The organism is Mesorhizobium sp. WSM4906, from assembly GCF_029674625.1.
Classification (GTDB): domain Bacteria; phylum Pseudomonadota; class Alphaproteobacteria; order Rhizobiales; family Rhizobiaceae; genus Mesorhizobium.
Map to the genome: position 1 here is coordinate 3,337,954 of NZ_CP121355.1, position 16,458 is coordinate 3,354,411.

Annotated in this window: 9 protein-coding genes; 1 reads left to right on the forward strand and 8 read right to left on the reverse strand. The window is 64.3% G+C overall.

Features of this window, described 5'->3' with window-relative positions; translation table 11 throughout:
• Window positions 1-187 precede the first annotated feature (187 nt).
• The 8 genes from QAZ22_RS15930 to QAZ22_RS15965 form a co-directional block, all read right to left on the reverse strand.
• A complete protein-coding gene (locus tag QAZ22_RS15930; protein ID WP_278207751.1) occupies window positions 188-1,174 on the reverse strand; it encodes a sulfate ABC transporter substrate-binding protein in 987 nt (328 codons plus the stop codon).
• A 199-nt stretch (window positions 1,175-1,373) separates the two neighbouring features.
• Window positions 1,374-2,414: a sulfate/molybdate ABC transporter ATP-binding protein gene (locus QAZ22_RS15935; RefSeq protein WP_278207752.1), complete on the reverse strand. Its 1,041-nt coding sequence runs from the start codon at window positions 2,412-2,414 to the stop codon at window positions 1,374-1,376.
• 70 nt (window positions 2,415-2,484) lie between these two features.
• A complete protein-coding gene (cysW, locus tag QAZ22_RS15940; RefSeq protein ID WP_278207753.1) occupies window positions 2,485-3,369 on the reverse strand; it encodes a sulfate ABC transporter permease subunit CysW in 885 nt (294 codons plus the stop codon).
• Complete coding sequence (cysT, locus tag QAZ22_RS15945) at window positions 3,362-4,213, reverse strand: sulfate ABC transporter permease subunit CysT (RefSeq protein WP_278072657.1); 852 nt, start codon at window positions 4,211-4,213, stop codon at window positions 3,362-3,364. The genes cysW and cysT overlap by 8 nt, the downstream gene beginning before the upstream one ends.
• 94 nt (window positions 4,214-4,307) lie before the next feature.
• On the reverse strand, window positions 4,308-5,336 hold the full coding sequence (locus QAZ22_RS15950) for a sulfate ABC transporter substrate-binding protein (protein WP_278201717.1): 1,029 nt from the start codon (window positions 5,334-5,336) through the stop codon (window positions 4,308-4,310).
• Window positions 5,337-5,535: 199 nt separating this feature from the next.
• On the reverse strand, window positions 5,536-6,285 hold the full coding sequence (locus QAZ22_RS15955; RefSeq protein WP_278201718.1) for a M15 family metallopeptidase: 750 nt from the start codon (window positions 6,283-6,285) through the stop codon (window positions 5,536-5,538).
• 186 nt (window positions 6,286-6,471) lie between these two features.
• The gene (gene pbpC / locus QAZ22_RS15960) at window positions 6,472-8,562 is read right to left on the reverse strand and encodes a penicillin-binding protein 1C (RefSeq protein WP_278201719.1); all 2,091 of its coding nucleotides are present in this window, start codon (window positions 8,560-8,562) and stop codon (window positions 6,472-6,474) included.
• A gap of 205 nt (window positions 8,563-8,767) precedes the next feature.
• A complete protein-coding gene (locus tag QAZ22_RS15965; RefSeq protein WP_278201720.1) occupies window positions 8,768-14,248 on the reverse strand; it encodes an alpha-2-macroglobulin family protein in 5,481 nt (1,826 codons plus the stop codon).
• A gap of 279 nt (window positions 14,249-14,527) precedes the next feature.
• Here QAZ22_RS15965 and QAZ22_RS15970 point away from each other — a divergent pair, with 279 nt between their 5' ends.
• Window positions 14,528-16,456: an autotransporter assembly complex family protein gene (locus QAZ22_RS15970; protein WP_278201721.1), complete on the forward strand. Its 1,929-nt coding sequence runs from the start codon at window positions 14,528-14,530 to the stop codon at window positions 16,454-16,456.
• The last annotated feature ends 2 nt before the right edge of the window (window positions 16,457-16,458 follow it).

Consider the following 16,458-nt stretch of genomic DNA (forward strand, 5'->3'; position numbering starts at 1 on the left):
TCATGACAGTTCGGCTGTGCAGCGCATTTTGGCACAACAATTCGCCCGCACAGGTTTAGGCACAAACGCGTTGATTCTTTGTAACGTTTTCACACCGGTTGTGGGATTTCCCCGACAAAAACGATGCCAGCGCCAGATATAAAGAAAGCCGGCAAAAGCCGGCTTTCCTGCTTCCTATGATTGTGGATCAGCGGCTGCCGTAGGCCTGGTCGAGCAAGCCGCCGGCCGCGAAATGCTCTTTCTGTACCTTGTCCCATCCGCCGAAGACCTCGTCCACCGTCAACAGGCGGACGTCGGGAAATTCGGCCTTGTATTTCGCCGCGACCGCGGCGTCGCGAGCCCGCAGGCCGTTGCGGGCGGCGATGTCCTGGCCCTCGGGCGAATAGAGGAAATCGAGATAGGTCTTGGCGAGATCGCGGCTGCCGTGCTCGTCGGCGACCTTGTCGACGATCGCCACCGGAAATTCGGCCAACAGGCTGACCGAAGGCGTGACCTGTTCGAACTTGTCGTCGCCATATTCCTTGCGGATGCCACGCGTCTCCGACTCGAAGGTGATCAGCACGTCGCCGATCTCGCGCTGCACGAAAGTGGTGGTGGCGGCGCGGCCGCCGGTGTCGAAGATCGGCACGTTGTTGAACAGCTTGGTGATGAACTCCTTCACTTTGGCGTCGTCGCCCTTGAAGGCTTCCTTGGCGTAGGCGGTGGCGGCCAGATAAGTGTAGCGCGCATTGCCGGATGTCTTCGGGTTGGGGAAGATCACCTGCACATCGTCGCGCACCAGATCGTTCCAGTCCTTGATGTGCTTGGGATTGCCGGCACGGACCAGGAACGACGGCAGGGAATAGAAGGGCGAGGCGTTGTCCGGGAAATCTTTCTGCCAATCGGCGGAGACGAGGCCCTTCTTGACCAGAAAATCGACATCGGTGACTTGGTTGAAGGTGACGACATCGGCCGCCAAGCCTTCGGCAATGGCGCGCGCCTGAGCCGAGGTTCCGGCATGCGACTGATCGACGGTCACGCCGGAATGCTTGGCGACGAAGGCCTTGTTGACGTCCGCGAACAATTCGCGGCCGACGTCATAGGATGCATTCAGCAGCTTGTCGGCCGGCCAGGCCTGGGAGGATGCGAGGGCGAGGCCGGCAATAGCGGCGATGCCCAGCAATAAACGCTTCATGGAAATCTCCTTTGGAATGATCGGAACTATGGTGCGACGATAAAAAGGAAAGCCGGGTCCGACGAGGCACGCACTCCGGGAGCCGTGCGGGCAGCCGGAAAATATCGCGCCCGAATAGCGGTTTGGTAGGATTTTCTTCCAACCCGATTCAGGCGGCGCCACCGCCGCGCGCAGTGGGAAATGGCAAGCGCAAGATACGTCAGGAAGCTGGGAAAAGCTTCCAGCGCCGCGGCCTGAAGGCCACCCGGCTCTTCTGTGCCGCGGGATGGTCGACCGGCAGCTCGATCTCGACGCGTTGGCGTTCGCCGCCGACCTCGAGCTCGACCCGCCTGGTGCCGGCGACGCGCCGGCTGGCGGCGACCGTGCCGGCGATGCAGCCGCTGCAGCCGTCGAGCAGTTCGACATCGTGCGGGCGAAAGTAGAGCAGAGCCTCGCCGGACGGCGCGTGCGGCGCCTGCAGGCCGATCGGCCGGTCGGCGATCCAGACCTCGCCATTGTCGACCTTGACCGGCAGCGAACTCGACTCGCCGATGAAGCTGTAGACGAAAGGCGAGTTCGGCGTGTCGTAAATCTCGTCGGCCGAGCCGACCTGCTCGATGCGGCCCTGGCTCATCACCACGACACGGTCGGCGAGCTCGAGCGCCTCCTCCTGATCGTGGGTGACGAAGACGGTGGTATGGCCGGTACGGTCGTGGATTTCGCGCAGCCAGCGGCGCAACTCGCGACGCACCTGCGCGTCGAGCGCGCCGAACGGCTCGTCGAGCAAAAGCACCTTGGGCTCGATCGCCATGGCGCGGGCCAAAGCGACGCGTTGGCGCTGGCCGCCGGACAGCTGTGCCGGATAGCGCTTTTCCAGCCCCGACAGTTGGACGAGGTCGAGGAGTTCCGAAGCGCGTCGGCGGATCTCCTGCGCCGAGGGACGCGCGGCGCCGTGACGGACCTTCAGGCCGAAGCCGATATTGTCGGCAACCGTCATGTGGCGGAACAGTGCGTAATGCTGGAAGACGAAGCCGACATTGCGCTCCTGGATCGACTTCTGAGAGGCGTCTTCGTCGCCGAAGAAGATGGCGCCCTTGGTCGGCCGCTCCAGGCCGGCGATCAGGCGGAGCAGCGTCGTCTTGCCGGAACCGGATGGCCCAAGCAGCGCGATGAGCTCGCCCGACCTGATGTCGAGCGACACGTCGTGGAGCGCCGGAAACCGCTCGAACTCCTTGCGCACGTTGACAACGCGAACTTCCATACAAATCCCTCAGTCAGTTGATGCATGTCGTTGCCCCAAAACCGCTACACACCTTTGGGCGACATGCACCTTAGTGTCCGCGTGTCGCGGCGATCTCGGCGCCGTAACGCATCTCGAGAAGCGTTTTCAAGACCAGCGTCACCAGTGCCAGGCCGGCAAGCAGCGAAGCGACCGCAAAGGCACCGACGGCGTTGTACTCATTGTAGAGGATTTCCACATGCAGCGGCATGGTGTTGGTGAGGCCGCGTATGTGGCCCGACACCACCGATACCGCGCCGAACTCGCCCATGGCGCGGGCGTTGCAGAGAAGCACGCCGTAGAGCAGCCCCCATTTGACGTTCGGCAGCGTCACATACCAGAAGGTCTGCCAGCCATTGGCGCCGAGCGAAAGGGCGGCCTCCTCGTCGCCATTGCCTTGTTCCTGCATCAGCGGGATCAGTTCGCGGGCGACGAAGGGGAAGGTGACGAACACGGTGGCCAGAACGATACCCGGCACGGCGAACAGGATGACGATACCGTGCGCCTTCAGCCAGGCGCCGAGCAGGCCTTGCGCGCCGAAGAGGAGCACGTAGACCAGGCCGGAAATCACCGGCGACACCGAGAAGGGCAGGTCGATAAGCGTGGTCAGGAACGCCTTGCCCTTGAACTCGAACTTGGCGATCGCCCAGGCGGCCGAGATGCCGAAAATGACGTTGAGCGGCACCGAGATCGCCGCCACGAGCAGGGTCAGGCGGATCGCCGACCGCGTGTCGGGGCTGGCAAGCGCCTCCGTGTAGGCACCAATGCCCTTGGCGAGCGCCTCGTGGAAGACGATGATCAGCGGCAGAAGCAGGAAGACGGCGAGGAAGGCGAAGGCAATTGCCATCAGCACGGCTTTCACAGGCCGGCTTTCGGTCACCGCCGCCGACTGGCTTTCGTGCAGCGGCTCGTAGGATTTGATCTCGGGATCAGCCATAGCGCTTACGGCTCCATGTCTGCACGAGATTGACGACCAGAAGCATCACGAAGGACAGCGCCAGCATGATCGCCGCGATCGCGGTCGCCGCCTCGTAATTGTATTCCTCGAGCCTGATCACGATCAGAAGCGGCGCGATTTCGGACTTGAAGGGCAGATTGCCGGCAATGAAGATCACGGAGCCGTATTCGCCGACGCCGCGGGCGAAAGCGAGCGAGAAGCCGGTGATGATGGCCGGCGCCAGACCCGGGAAGAGCACGCGGGTGATGATCTGGAAGCGGTTGGCGCCAAGCGTGGCGGCGGCTTCCTCGACCTCCTTGTCGAGCTCCTCCATGATCGGCTGTACCGTGCGCACGACGAATGGCAGGCCGATGAACACCAGCGCGATGACGATGCCGAGCGGCGTGTAGGCGACCTTGATGCCGAGCGGCATCAGAAGCTGGCCGATCCAGCCATTCGGCGCATAGAGCGTGGTAAGCGCGATGCCGGCGACCGCGGTGGGCAGGGCGAAGGGCAGATCGACCATCGCATCGGCGATGCGGCGGCCCGGGAAACGGTAGCGGACCAGCACCCAGGCGACGACCGTGCCGAACACGACATTGACCACGGCGGCAATGAAGGCGGTGCCGAAGCTGATCCTCAGCGCGTTGAGGGTGCGCCGGTCGACGGCGATCGCCCAGAAATCGGTCCAGCCGAGCGCGGCCGAACGCCAGACCAGACCCGAAAGAGGGATGAGGATGATGAGCGTGAGGTAGGCAAGCGAGAAGCCGAGCGTCAATCCGAAGCCCGGAATGACGCTCGGCTGTCTGAACCGCCACCCCGCCTTAGCGGGTGCTGTGGTCATGCTGTTCTGGATCTTCCCTTCTATTCAAACCAGAATGGCTGTTCGCAGTCATGTTCGGAAAGCGTGCCAGATCAGGCCCGCCGGCCGTCTGGCCTTACTGGGCCGGCTTGTAGATCTGGTCGAATATACCACCGTCGCCAAAATGGTAAGGCTGCGCTTTCTTCCAGCCGCCGAATTGCGGGTCGTCGATGGTGACAAGCTTGATTGCCGGCAGCTTGGCAAGGTCCTCGGCCGGCACCAGGTCGGGCTTGGCCGGACGATAGTGGTTCTTGGCGATCAAGGTCTGGCCTTCCTTGGAGTAGAGCCAGCCGAGGTAAGCTTCGGCGACCTTGCGCGTGCCCTTGGCGTCGACATTGGCATCGACCACGGCGACAGGCGGCTCGGCCAGGATCGAGGTCGGCGGATAGACGATGTCGAAATTGTCGGCGCCGAATTCGTCGAGCGCGAGATAGGCTTCGTTCTCCCAAGCGATCAGCACATCGCCCAGCCCCTTCTGTGCGAAGGTCACCGTCGAGCCACGGGCGCCGGTGTCGAGCACCGGGACGTTCGCATAGAGCTTGCCGACGAATTCCTTGGTCTTGGCTTCGTCGTTGCCGTCATTGGCGTTGGCATAGGCCCAGGCGGCAAGATAGTTCCAGCGCGCACCGCCGGAAGTCTTCGGGTTGGGCGTGATCACCTGGACGCCGTCCTTCACCAGATCGTTCCAGTCGTGGATGCCCTTGGGATTGCCCTTGCGCACCAGGAAGATGATGGTCGAAGTGTAGGGCGCGGAATTATTCTCGAATTTTTTGCGCCAGTCCGGATTGATCTTCTTCGTCTTGGAGACGATGGCGTTAATGTCGCCTTCGAGCGCCAGCGTCACGACATCGGCGTCGAGGCCGTCGATCACGGCGCGGGCCTGCGCGCCCGATCCGCCATGCGATTGCTGGATGGTGACGGTTTCGCCGGTTTCCGCCTTCCAGTGCGCGGCGAAGGCCTCGTCATAGGCCTTGTAGAGTTCACGTGTCGGATCGTAGGACACGTTGAGAATAGTCGTATCGGCAAACGCGAAACCGAGCGTGCCGAACTGGACAGATGTGGCGACCAGCGCGCCGAGCAGTTTCCTGAAATGAGGGTTGGTCATTTCCGCCTCCGTTGAACTGCTGCGAACTCTAGCGAGTTTATAGAAATTAGATGCATTGAATGTTGCCTTTTTCGCCGCCTTGCAGAAATTTCTCGCCGAGCGGCGGCCAATCGAGGAAATAACTTCCTCTATTGGCGGGCGTGGTTCATCGTCAGCGGGCCTAATTAGAAGCGCTGGCGTCTACGACAAGTCCCGCGGCCTAGTTGGCGGTCACCGGAAAATCGAAGCGGCGTTTTGGAAATGGTTCGCCGACAAGCGTGAAATGCCACCATTCGCGCGCATAGTTGCGGAAGCCGGCGGCGCGCATGGCTTCAAGAAGCATCTTGCGGTTGGCCGCCGCCTCGGCGGCGAGAGGACGGTGGGCCGTCTCGCTCGCCGGATCGAAACAGTCGAACCCGGTGCCGAAGTCGAGCGTGCCGATATCGGCTGCGCCGCAAGCGGGGTGAATGGTGCTTTTCTTGTCCATAGCGGCGATGGCGAGGTCGACGGTCGAGCCGCGCGAATGGCTGGAGAACTCGCCGACATAACCCTTGGCGATGAGATCGCCACGCTCGACCGTCGGATACCATTGCGGGTCAGGCGGGCCGCCCTGTTTTGTCCATTCGCGCAGGTCGGCGACGGCGCGCGCCGGGCGGTAGCAGTCGAAGACGACCAGCGTCAGGCCTGTTTCGGTCATGGCTTTCTGCACGCTGGACAGCGCCTTCGCCGCCTGCGCGGTCAGGATGCAGACCGGGGCATCGTAGCCGTCGGCCTTGCGGTGCAGGAAGTTTTCCAGGCCGGCATAGCGGATGTCCTGGCGGATGCTCGGATCGACATCGGCGAGCCTGACGAAGCCCGCGGGCAGAGGAGCGGTGTGGGCTGGGGCGGTGACGGTCAGGATAACCAGCGTTGCGAGAAATGGTCCCAATAAACGCCGGCGCGAGGCACCCCCCTCTGCCCTGCCGGGCATCTCCCCCGCAAGGGGGGAGATTGGCAACTTCGGCGCTGCACCCCTCTTTCCAACGTTGAGAGTTGGCGAAAAGCGCGAAGCGAATAATCTCCCCCTTGCGGGGGAGATGGCCGGCAGGCCAGAGGGGGGTGCCTCGCGCCCAACAGAAGACGGATAAGCGCAATCCCCTGAATCGCTTGCCGCGTTCTACTCAACGAAAACCTTCACGCTGGCCGCGCGGCCGGCGGCGTCGATCACCGTCAGCGTCGAGTAGCCGGTACCGTCGGGCTGCCAGGTCGCGGTGCGGCGGCGATCTATGCCGGCAAGCGGCTTGCCGTTGGCAAGCCAGCGGAACGGCGCTCGGCCGCCCTGCAGCTTCAGCACCAGCGGCGTGGCGTCTGCCGAGTTGGTGCCGAGATCGACGCGGGCGCCGTCCGGTGGGAAGATGATGGTGGGTGCCGGCTCGGTCGGCGTTGTCTGCACCAGCCCGTCCGACCCGGCGCCGAAGCGGGCGAGCGTCACCGGCAATTCCTCGCGCTTGGGATTGAAGACGCCCGGCGGCCTGCCTGGCAGCGGCACGCCGGCGAGACCGGAGCGGACGAAGCCCTCGAACAGGATCGGCGCCGCCGAGACGTAGCCCGACAGGCCAGGGATCGGGCTGGCGTCGGCGCGGCCGACCCACACACCCAGCACGTAGCGGCCGTCGAAGCCGACCGACCAGGCATCGCGATAGCCGTAGGAGGTGCCGGTCTTGTAGGCGATGCCGCGCTGCATGGCGCCTTCGGGCGGCTTCACACCGGACAGGATGTCGTCGATCTGCCAGGCGGCCTGGTCGTCGAGGATGGTGGCGGTGGTGCGCTCGGCATCGGCCGGTTCGGTGCCGTCATGCAGCGTGTGCATCTTGCCGCCATTGGCGAGGCCCGTATAGAGCTGCACCAGGTCGCGTAGTGTCACGCCGGCGCCGCCGAGCCCGATCGCCAAGCCCGGCGCCTCGTTGGGCGGCAGGACCAGGTTGACGCCAGCCTGGCGGAAACGCGCGGTCAGCCTTGCCGGGCCGACCGCATCGAGCACCCGGATCGCCGGCACGTTGAGCGAAAGCTGCAGCGCCTGGCGGATCGAGACATCGCCCTGGTAGCCCATGTCGAAATTCTTCGGCCGATAGCCACCGAAATCGGCCGGGCTGTCCTCGATGATAGTCTCCTGCGCCACAAGGCCTTGCTCGAAGGCGAGCCCGTAGATGAAGGGCTTCAGTGTCGAACCGGGTGAACGCACCACCTTGGTCATGTCGATCCAGCCGGAACGGCTGGCGTCGAAGAAATCGGCGGAGCCGACCTCGCCCAGAATGTCGCCGGTGCGGGCATCGGCCATCACCATCGCGATGGAAAGCTTGGGCCCGAGCTTTCTGGCGGCCTCCCTTGCCACCTGCTCAAGCCCTTGCTGGACGCTTCTGCGGATGGTGAGCTGCAGCGGCTTGCCGGGTTCCGCCTTGGGCAGCATGGCGTAGGAAGCATGCGCGGCCAGCGCCGGCAGTTTTCGGCGCAGGCCGGACACGTCATCGAGCGCCGCACGCGCGGCCTCTCTTTCGTTGAGCAGGCCGGCGGAAACCATGCGGGTCAGCACACGGTCGCGTGCTGCATGGGCGATGTCGAGGTTGCGGTCGGGCCGGCGTTTTTCGGGCAGTTGCGGCAGTGCGACGAGGAGGGCGGATTCCGAAACGGTCAGCCGCTTCGGCTCCTTGCCGAAATAGGCGAGCGAGGCGGCGCGCACGCCTTCGAGATTGCCGCCATAGGGCGCCAGCGTCAGATAGCGTTCGAGGATCTCCTGCTTGGAAAGCCTCTGCTCGATCTGGATGGCGCGCAGGATCTGCTTGAGCTTGGAGCCGAGGCTGCGGCTGTCGCGCGGCTCGATCAGACGGGCAAGCTGCATCGACAGGGTCGAGCCGCCCGAGACGATACGGCCGCTGGTGACGAACTGGCCGGCGGCGCGGCAGAGCGCCAGAACGTCGACGCCACGGTGATCCCAGAAGCGCTTGTCCTCATAGGCGACCAGCATGTCGACCAACTTTCGGTCGACCTGGTCGAGCCTAGTTTCGAGCCGCCAGTAGCCGTCCGGCGTGGCAAAGGCGCGCAAGAGCTGGCCGTCGCGGTCCTGCACCTCGGTCGAGACCCTCAAGGTCGCCGGCAGCGGCGGCGGAAAGGCGCGGTCGAGCTCGCAGAGGGCGGCTGCGGCGATTGCTGCAAACCCAGCGAGTGAAGCTGCGGCGATGCCTGCTCGACGGAGAAATTTCTTGGAGAGCATGGCGCTGCCCCTCAACCGCCTGCCGGCACCTTCTCCCCGTATAGTGACGGGGAGAAGGGGGCTATCCGCGACGTCGGCTTCGGTCCTGCGACTTTGGCGATTGGCGAAAACCTCGACGCAAGCCCCTTTCTCCCCGTCACTATACGGGGAGAAATGTCCGGCAGGACAATGAGGGGCAGCGCCATCGCTATGTCTATCAAGGCGCTTACTCCGCCTTGACCTCCATCATGCCGGAGGCAGTGCGGGCCGAGTATTGCGGTCGGTACATGTCCTCCACCGTCGCCGCCGGATGAGCGTAGGTGCCTGGCGTCACGGCGCGCACGACATAGGCCAGCGTGATGTTGCGGTCGCCGTCGCCTTCGTTGGGGTTGAAGGCGGCAACGAAACGGTCGTCGCGGAACTCGAGATGTGCGGCGTCGGTCTGCGCCAGCCAGGAGAAGTTCGACAATTGCGCGCTGGAAACCAGGCTCGGGTTGTCGATCTCGAAGCCGGCCGGCAACAGGTCGGTCACCAGAACGCGCGAGGGCCAGTTGTTCTGCTCATAGACCTTGAGCACGACCACATAGCGCTCGTTCTGCTTGGCTTCGGTGACGTTGGCCTCGGTGCCGTCGAGCTTGTAGTAGGTGCGATCGACGGTGAAGCCGTCGCCGCCGGCCGGCAGCGGTTCCACCGGTGCCGCCACCGCGGTTACCACCGCCTGTAGCGGCGTCGCGCCGGTGTTGGCGATGGTGAGCGGGCTGCCCTCCAGATCGCTGCCGGAGATACGGTCGGAATAGCCGCCGGAATGCGGCGTGCCGTTGATGGAAAGCGTGATGGAATCATTGCCTTCCTTCAGCGCTCGGGCGGCAAGCAGCATCCAGGCCTCGTCCTGCGTGCTCGTCCAGCGGGCATCGGCGCGTTCCCTGGCGGCCAGCCTGATCAGCTGCGGCACGATGCTCGGCACGGGCTTCGATTCCGCCGCCAGCGCCAGCATCGCCGCGCCATCGCGGAGCGGCGAGCCGTAGTCGGAACGATAATAGTCGTACTCGGTACTGGCCTGCGCCAGCCGCAGCGCCGTCTGGAACGTCGCCTCCGAACGCTGCGTGTCGCCGTAGAGTGCGAGGCTGGCCGCGAGCTGGGCGACGGCCATCGGGCTGGAGAAGGCTTCGAGCTGCGTGTCGGCATAATAGCGCAGGTCGCCGATCGAGGCCTTCTTGTTGCGGGCGAGCACATAGAGCGCATAGGCGATCTCGCTGCCGCGATCCTGGACGTCCTGGTCGTAGCCGAGCGAGTTCTGCAGGTTGTTCAACGCCTGGTTCATCGCCTGGGCCGGCACGTCGTATTTCTGCTCGCGCGCCCGGGTCAGGAATTCACTGACATAGGCGTCGAGCCAGAGATCGCCGGAGCCCGGACCCCAGAGGCCGAAGCTGCCGCTCGACGCCTGATAGCTCAGCACCTTGTAGACGGCGTCCTGGATGCGGCCGTGCAGTTCGGGATCGCTCTCCATGCCGATGCTTTTAGCCATGTCGTTGACATAGAGCAGCGGCATCGCGCGGCTGGTGGTCTGCTCGGCGCAGCCATAAGGATAGTGGTCGAGGCTCATCAACAGCGAGGGCACGTCGAAGGCGGCGGCTTGCGAAACGCCGATGCTGACCGAGGCGCCGTCGAGCACGCTTGCGGCCAGCAGCTCCTTGTCGATGCGCAGCGAACCGCCTTTGGGCTTCAGGTCTGCCACCATGCGATTGGTGACCGGGAGCTGGGCCGGACGCACCGGCAGGTAGAGCGTCTGCTCGACCTCGGCGCCGCTGTCATGCGCGAGCTTGACGGTGATCGAGGCGTCACCCGCCGTCCGCGCGATCAGCGGGATTGAGAGCGACTGCCGCTTGCCTTGGGCGAGCGTGAGCTTCTCGGGCAAGGGCTTGTCGCCGGTCGAGAGATCGCCGGTCGTGGTGACTGAGAGCTTGTAGTCGCCGACGGGGCCGTCGGTGTCGGCGATGTCGAGGCGCATGGTCGCGGCATCGCCGGGTGCGAGGAAGCGCGGCAGGCCGGCGGTGATCACCACCGGATCGCGCACGATGACGTCGGTCTGGGCATGGCCGACGGCTTCCTTGGTCCAGGCGACCGCCATGACCCGCACGGTGCCGTTGAACTGCGGGATGTCGAAGTCGACCCGTGCCTTGCCGTTGGCGTCGAGTTGCACGGGGCCGGAAAAGAAAGCGACCAGCTTCTCGGTCGGCGGGCTGCCTTGCGACTGCATGTTGGCGCCGTCGCCGCCGGTCCGCAATTTGCCGGTGGTGCCGAGCGAGCCGTCGATAAGACGGCCATAGAGGTCGCGGATCTCGAGACCCAGCATGCGCTGGCCGAAGAACCAGTCTTCCGGATCGGGCGCCTTGTAGTTGGTCAGGTTGAGGATGCCGACATCGACGGCCGCGACCATCACATAGGCGTTGCTGCCGGGTTGCGCGCCATTGACGGCGACCGGGATGGATAGCTGCTGGCGCGGCGCGGTCTTTTCAGGCGGCGTCAGGGTGACGGCAAGCTTCTTCGAACCGGGATCGACGGTCAGCCACTTGACGCCGATGGCGCGCGCCGGCATGCGCGATTGCTCGGCATCGCCGGGCCGGAACAAAGTCGCCGTGACATAGGCGCCGGCGCCCCAGTCGTCGCCGACCGGGATGTCGACGGTGCTGCCGCCGGCCGGCACCGATGCGGTGACGGTCTTCAAGAGCTTCTCGGCGCCGATGGTGACGAGCAGTTCGCCGGCAAAATGTGGCGAAACCTTCAGCTCGGCGACCTCGCCGGCGGCATAAGTATCCTTGTCGAGGGCGATCTCCAGGCCGTCCGGAGTCTCGGTGGTGGTGGAGGCGACGTACCAGCCGGCGTCGAACTCGTAGCTGGTCGCCGGACCGTTCGGGTCGGCGGTTCCCACTTCCAGCCGGTAGCGCCCCCAATCGACGGGCAGCGACACGGTCGCCTCGCCGTCGGCTTTCAGGTCGATCTGGCCGTTGGCGACGGCCTTGGTAAGGTTGACCGCTTCATAATTCCAGGAATTGTTGGAGCGATACCATTGGTAATTGCGCTCGACCTTGACCAGCGACCACTGGGCGCCCTTCAGCTCCTCGCGCTTGCCGTTCGGATCGACCGCGATGATGTTGAACTTCGCGGTTCCGCCTTGCGGCACCTCATCGCCTTCGAAGTCCGGACGGATACCGATCATCTCCTTTTCCGGATGAACGGCGATGTCGAGCGAGCGCTCGACGGCACGGCCGCCGGCTTCGCGCATGCGCACGGTCACCTTGGCGTTGATCAGCTTGGTGGTCGAGGGCAACTGGTCGATCGAGACCGGGAAGGTCGCCTTGCCGTCGTCGCCGACGACGGGAAGATTGGCGAGCGGCGTCACCGTGGGTTCGGCCGACTGCTCGTCGGCGAGACCGAAGGTGAAGTCCTCGAACCGCTCCCAGCTGTCGGTGGTCGACAGGGTCATCTCGCCTTCGAGCGCGAGGCCGGCTGCCGGCGCGCCGTAGAGGAAACGGCCGTCGACGCTGACATTGGCCGTCTCGCCCTGAGCGATCTCCTTCTTGTCGGCGGTCAGGTCGAACTCGATGCGATCCGGCACGAAGTCCTCGACCAGGAACATCTGGCTCGCCACGGGCGACTGCTTGGGATCGGTGTAGATCGATACCGTCCAGGTGCCGCGCATGGCGTTCGGCTCTAGCGGCAGGTCGACGGCATGGCCGCCGGCGGAGACGCCGTCGCTGACGATGCGGCGGTTCTCGACGCCGTCGGGACGGGTGAAGATGAAGGTGAGCGGCAGGTTCTCGACCGCCTTGGCGGCACCGTCGCGGGCGAGCGCCGCGACATGGACGTCCTCGCCGGCACGGTAGATGCCGCGCTCGGTCCAGGCATAGACGTCGAGCGCGCCGGGCGCGGCACGTCCGGCAACGCCGCGATCCGACAGATCGAAGCCGGCGCGGCCCATGTCGAGGAAGACGAAGTCGTTGTCGCCCTGCTTGGCCATCAGCACGGCCGGCACCATGCCGCCTTCGCCGCGGGTGAGGCCCGGGTTGAACACGGCGTGGCCTTCGGCGTCGGAAGTCGCGGTGCCGAGAATCTCGTTGTTCTTGGCCAGCAGCGTCAGTTCGGCGCCGGCGATCGGCTTGGCGGAGCCGAGCGAGCGGGCAAAGACATTGAGGCCGTCCTGGCCGGTATAGGTGGACAGACCGATGTCAGAAACGACGAACCACTGGGTGGCGCGCGACCCATACTCGTCGCTCTTGTCGTCGACCGGCTGGGCTGTCAGCACATAGACGCCGGGTTTACGCTGCGGGATCGCCTCGTCGACCGGGAAGGAGGTGGTGACCTCCTTGTTGAGGTCGTTGGCGATATCGAGCGTGCCTTCCCAGACGGGCTCGCCCATCTGGTCGGAAATGGTGGAAATGTCATAACCGTCGAGCTGATGCAGGAACTGATAGCCGGACAGTAGCTGCGCCAGCGACCGGTCGCCGATGCGATAGAGCTTCATCTTGGCGGCGTTCATGTTGACGGTGACGACCGGGATGCCGCGGCGGGCGCCGGCCGGCAGCACGAAGCTGTCGCCGGTGAAGCGGGCAGACGGGGCGCGGTCCTGGACATAGATCGACAGCACGACCGGGGCGGCGATCGTCTCGCCGATCGCGGCCGGCAGGCCAGCGCGGAAGGTCACGTCATAATGCTGGCCGTGTTCCAGCCCTTCGACACAGATCTGCTTGTCCTTGGCCTCGACGGCTTTGGGAGCGGCGTTATCGACGGTGATGAACTGCGAATAGTCGGCGCCGGTCTTGACCAGTTCCTCGGAGAACTGCGCGCAGATGCGTGGTGAAGAGGAATCGGCGTCGACGGAATGGTCGATGACGCGGAAACCCTTGCGCGCCTTGAGATCGGCATAGTCGGCCTGGACGGCTGGCGAGTTCACCAGCGCGAGGCTCGCCTCATAGGCCTGGATCGCCGGCCGGAAGAGGTCGCGCTTGTCGAGGCCGGCGGCCAGCAGCGCCAAGGCCTCGGCTCGGGTCTTTGCCGTGCGCACCAGCTTATAGGCGTTGAAGGCGGCCGAGGTGATGTTTGCCGGCAAGGTCGAGGGTTCGGAGGTGTTGGCAGCCGGCTGCACGCCGAGCGTCTCGCGCGCCAGCGACAGCCAGAGCGCGCCGTCGTCCGGCAGGACGGAAAGGGCCGCCTGGTATTTCTGCATGGCCAGACGATGGTCGCCGGTCAGCGCCGCCTGCTCGGCCGCGGCCTGGAGCGCCGCCAAGCCCTCGGTCGGCTTGTCATAGGCCGGGTCGGTCAGCTTGTTGCGGAACTGCTGCGCCTGGTCGGCCATCCAGCTGGGAAAGAAGGCGAGCGCCGGCGGGGCGCCGATATCGGGATCGCCGTCGACATTGGCAATCTTGCCGGCGACGGCGCCGCTGAACGGTTTGAGCTGGTTATAGTCGGATTTGAGAAAGCACCATTTGGCCTTGGTGTTGTAGGTGAAGGCGCGGCAGGCAGGGTCGCCGAGGCATGTGGTCTTGCATTGATCGAGGCTGACATTCTGGTCGGACCTGAGGTCGAAACCGAAATAGTCGGAATTGTCGGTCGTCACGATTCGCCTGGCTTCGGCCGCAAGTGCTGCACCATTCAAGGCGAAAAAGAGAAGGAGAAGGATAGAGAGACCACGAGCCGCGCGCATTGCCACATCACCCTCCAGACATTGCCAGCGTCCGGGCATGATCAAGCATCAAACGGGCTTGTCAACGCCGGAACGCGGCAGGTTTTTTCCACCTGCCAACGGTTTCCATGCCGGCCAAAGGCCGGTATTTCGACAGAACCTCTATGAGAAGGATCACACTTTCTTGCGAAGATGCAAAAGGTGTGAATTCCAAGCCCGGTCTATTTAAGACAATTGGATTATGGCCCCTTTACGAGCGTTTCAGAACTTCATTCCAATTTTAGATTTGTCGACTAGGTTGTCTTAATGCGGGCGCATGAAACGCAGATGTCAGGAGGGATCGCGCCAGGGCGCGGGCTTCCGCGCGTCCTGCTTTCGGCGCTTGTCTGCTCGGCCATCCTCGCCGGTGAAGCACGGACGGCGGCCGCTTTCGAGATTTTCGGCATCAAGCTCTGGGGTTCGTCCAAGGACGAGGATGCCGATATCGTCGATCCTTTGCGCTATTCGGTGACGATCGATGCACCGGATGCCGACAAGGACCTGGCCGAGAGGCTGGAGAATGCCTCGGCGCTCAAAAGCGACGAGGAGCATCCGGTATCAGGGTCGCTCGGCCTGATGGCCAAGGCGCGCAGCGACCGGGAACAGCTCGTTGCCGCCCTTTACGCCGACGCCCGCTACGAAGGCGTGGTCACAATCACCATCCAGGGCAAGTCGATAGACGAACTGCCGCCGGATGCCGAGTTCAAGGGACCGCAGCCCATTCCGGTGGTCGTCAGCGTTGCGGCCGGTCCTAAATTCACGCTGGGCGACATCAGGCTGAAAGGCGACGCGGCGGGCCTGGCGAGCGCCGATTTCGGCCTGATCGCAGGCGGCGATGCAGGATCGGGCGCAGTGCTCAAGGCTGAAGCGGCGATCGTACGCGCCTTGAAGGAAGAGGGCAGGCCGCTCGCCAAGGTGACGGATCGCGAGATCGTCGCCGATCACGCCACCTCGACGCTCGACGTCACGCTGACGGTGGCGGCCGGCCCAGTTGCCGGCTATGGCGACACGACGGTCGAGGGCACGGAGAAGGTCGATCGCGACTTCACCGAATACATGACCGGGCTGAAGCGGGGTCAGCAATATTCGCCGCAAGAGATTGACGATGCCCGCGATCGCCTGCTCGGGCTCGAGGTCTTCAACAGCGTGACCATCAAGGAAGGCGACAGCCTCGACGCCCAAGGCAATATTCCGATGGACGTCCAGGTCAGCGAGCGCAAGCCGCGCTTTTTCGGCATCGGCGGCACGTTTTCGAATACGGAAGGGCTGGGATTGGAAGGCTATTGGGGCCACCGCAACCTGTTCGGCCAGGCAGAGAAGCTGCGTATCGACGGCTCCATCAGCGGCATTGGCAGCAACAGCCTTTCCGCGCTTAACTACAATGCCGGCATCATGTTCGAGAAGCCGGGCGTGCTCGGGCCGACATCGAAGTTCTTCACCGGCATCAAGACGGTATTCGAGCACCCCGACGCCTACGACCATTTCTCGGTCAAGGGCAATATCGGTGTCTCCTACGATCTCGACAAAAGGCAGCGGGTCTCCGCCGAATTCGCCCTCGATTATTCGCGGATCACCGACGCCTTCGGCAAGCACACCTACCTGATCGCCAGCGTTCCGCTGCAATACGTTTATGACAGCCGCGACAACAAGCTCAACCCGACCAGGGGTTTTCGGGCGCTCGCCTATGCCGAGCCGAGCTACGATATCCTGAACGGTGCGACCTTCCTCAAGCTGAAGGGCGAAGGCTCCGCCTACCAGTCGCTCGACACGGCAAGCAGATTCGTGCTCGCCGAACGCGCCGCCATCGGTTCGATCGTCGGCACAGGCCTCCAGAACGTGCCCGCCGACCGGCGCTTCTATTCCGGCGGCGGCGGTTCGGTGCGCGGCTATGCCTATCAGGGCATCGGCCCGAAGGACATCGAAGGCCAGCCGATCGGCGGCCTGTCTCTCTTCGAAACCTCGGTCGAGATGCGCATAGCGATCACCGACACGATCGGCATCGTGCCCTTCGTCGATGCCGGCACGGTGTCAACGAAATCCTTCCCCGATTTCGCGGACGTCAAGGTCGGCGCCGGCGTCGGCCTGCGCTATCTCACGCCGTTCGGGCCGCTGCGCGTCGATGCGGCCGTGCCGCTCAACCGCGATCCGAGCGATCCGCATTTCGGCATTTATGCCGGCATCGGCCAGGCGTTCTGACG